Here is a 3,441-nt window from a genome sequence, read left to right as displayed (position 1 = left end):
AGTGCAACAGCACCGAGCATCAGTGTTGCGAATAATACCTATACTGACCTTGCAGGTAACTTGGGTACAGGTGCGAATCTAGCTGGTCTTGTTCTTGTGCCAACAATCACTGCACATGACAATGTAGATAGTGTGGCAATTGATATTGTTCCATTAACTACAACGGGTATTAATGCTGGTTCTGCAACTTATCTAGCTTTAATAGGTATAACTGAGAACCTCAACGTATCGCTTCTAGGTACCCCGAGCGTAAGTTTCAATATTACGACTGGGCATACTTCTGATGTAACGATCAGCTATGGAGCTTTACTAAGTCTGTCTTTACTTAACGACTATAAAGTAGTCTTACAGAAACAAGCACCAGATGGTTCGTGGCAGAATGTTGCAGGTGATGCTAGTACTGGATTAATTAACATCGGAATACTAGGTGGTAATGGATTCGGTGCGACTATCACAGACTTAGCAAGTGGTTCTTATAGAGCGTTTATGGTCTATACCGGTGTTGGTGTAGGATTGTTAGGCACCATGAGTGTGGTTCGCGATGATTATAATCACACAGTAGTACCTACATATAGTGCAGCTACAGTGAGTGGAAATGTGCTCACAGATGATGATTCGACTATTTATGGTCCTTCATATGTGCCAGATACAATTACTGGAACAACAGTAGTGTCTACTGTTGTGGGTGAGCAAGTAGGTGCAATACCAACATCTATTGGCTCTTCAACAGCAGTAATTGGAGCTTACGGAACACTGACTATCTCTGCAAATGGTTCATATAGCTACACACCAACTGCTAATGCTGCAAACATTGGTAAAGTAGATAGCTTCACTTACACCATTACTGATCCTGTATCAGGTGGAACGAGTACAGCGGTATTGCACATACAGATTGGATCACCTGATGTCAGCATTACTTGGAATACTGCTAGTCCTGGAACGGATGGTACGACTCAAATCGTTGCCAATGCAGACCAAGCTGTTGCAACGGTTGATTTTAGTAACTCAACTGATACACCGGTTGATGTTGCGAGTCCGAACATATCAATCAACTTAATTGGTTCGACTTCTGTGCTTTCTAATAGCTTTGTGGTTGGAGCAGGAACTCTGGTAGATGTACAGGTAGCAGCAACTTATGCTAACCAACCATTGTTAAGTGCATTACCAACAGTGAGCTATGTGGTTCAGCAATTTGTTGGTGGAGTGTGGGTTGATACTACTTATACTGGTTCGGCGACAGCGCTTGCAAGTGTAGGTGGTATTAGTCTCGGAACAGTAGCTTTCCAAGATTCCGTTCTACACTTGGAAGCAGGTACATACCGTGTTCAATATACGTTGACCGCGATAACACTTGGTGTAACCACGTTGGATACCCAAGTAACGACTACTACAACGCACTTGAACAATTACTCATCTGATTGGATTCATGGAAACATTGTAGACGGTGACACAATAGGTGGGGTTGCAGACAGTGGTACCTTTACTACTGATGGTGTCAAACTCTATGTTGAAACAAGTCCTGGTGTGTATGTTGAGGCTACTGGACAATCTATCACTACTGCGAATGGTACATTTGTGATCAATTCGAATGGTGACTATGATTACCGTGCCAATACTTCATCATTAACGTTAGCGAACCCAACCGATACTATTAACTATAAGTTAGTGGCAGCGAATGGCGCCGAGTCTTTATCATCATTGACGGTTAACCTGACTACTTCTGATTACAATACTCATGTAATTAGTACAGCAGCGAATGATACGTTCAATACGGATACTGGCACGATTGGGGCTGGTTCAGATACTCTCATTTATCATGTATTAAGTAACGTTGCTATAGGTAATGGTGGTAATACAGGTGGTAATGGCGTAGATACTTGGACTAACTTCCATGTGGGTAATGTTGCTACAGATCAGCAAGCTGATCTGATTGATATCAGAGGATTACTCGATGGAGCCCAAACAGACGCTACTATTGGACAATATCTAAATGTCACTGTAAGTGGTGGTAATACAACAATTCAGATTGACCGTGATGGGTTAACTGGGGTGATTTTACCTACAAATAACTTTACGAATCTGTTGGTTTTACAAGGTGTTGTTACTAGTGAGGCAGAGTTACTTGCGAATGGTCAAATTATCTATTAATAGATAATTAACCAAATAAAAAAAGAGCCTTAGGGCTCTTTTTTTATGTTTAAACAATACGTTAATCTAGCTTTTAGCTTGTCCGTGCTATGATGTATTGAAAATTTTATAGAATAACAATTAACGAATAGGGACTAAATTCGAGTGACGGCATTTTTATATTTCCAAAGACAACTTAACCTTTGGTTAGAACAAGTTGTTCAGCACGTTCCGAGGCTTAAACAGGATATTATTTTATTTTTATCTTATGGCCCTAAAGACCAAAGATGTAGCGTTTGGCATAGTGAGAAAACAAATTTAGAGCAGGCTAAAAAACAATTATTAGATTTTATTAATGACCAATTTGCACAAGAACAACTGGCTGATTATATAAAAATTGATGTGGCATATAACTTAACGAAACAAGCTTGGAAGGAATTAGAGCGGCAGGTTCACCATCAATTTCACAACAACCACTACCGTAAAGGGATTGGATTTGATGAACATTGTTCAGTGGCTTTTCTTGAGCAAGAGATTTATGGAAAAGCAATTATTCGAGGTTTGAGCTACGACAAGCCAAACTTTTTTGATGAAACAAACCTGAATTATGCCATTAAGCAAAAATATAACACTCTAAAACCACAGATTAAATTACAAGAGCTGCAAGACATTTGGACTTTTGATACCTACGCAGCATTTTATGAAAATGAGGAATTTATTAACTTAGCGAATGGCTATGATGTAAATGGAATTAGAGGAATTTCAAGCAATAAAAAACAGCATTTTCAGCAGTTAATAGAACAAAATTCGGAATTTCTGCATGACCAGATTCAAGAAAATGGCAAATTTATTTATGGTTATTTCTCTGCCTATGATCGGGACATTCGTAACTACAATACGGTACGCCACTGTACCTCGGCGTATGCCTTACTAGAAACATTTGAGGTGCAAAATAAGCCTGAATATTGGTCTAAAATTCATGCCGCGATTCACTACGCACTGACCAACTTTTATAAAGAAAAAGACTCAGAAACTGCCTTTATGATTGATGGTAAAGAAGGGGAGTTGGAAATTAAACTGGGTGCCAATGCGGCAGCTATTTTAATGCTAACAAAATATCAAGAAATTACTCAAAAAACTGATTATCAAAAATATGCAGAGAAACTCGCAAATGGTATTTTAAAGCTAGTAGATTCAAATGGATCAACGACTCATGTATTAAATTATCCAGATTATGATTTAAAAGAAAAATTCAGGATTATTTATTATGATGGAGAAGCTGCTTTAGCTTTATTACGTTTATACCAAATTAAC

General features: G+C 38.7%; 2 protein-coding genes. Both read left to right on the top strand.

Features of this window, described 5'->3' with window-relative positions; translation table 11 throughout:
* The coding region (locus NL42_RS15490; RefSeq protein WP_461313416.1) for a beta strand repeat-containing protein at window positions 1-2,148 on the top strand (2,148 nt) is incomplete at its 5' end.
* 144 nt (window positions 2,149-2,292) lie between these two features.
* Window positions 2,293-3,441 (top strand): poly alpha-glucosyltransferase (locus NL42_RS15485; protein WP_461313415.1); only part of this gene is annotated, 1,149 nt, incomplete at its 3' end.

The organism is Acinetobacter sp. GN11 (assembly GCF_054823985.1).
This window is presented reverse-complemented; position numbering and strand designations above follow the sequence as displayed.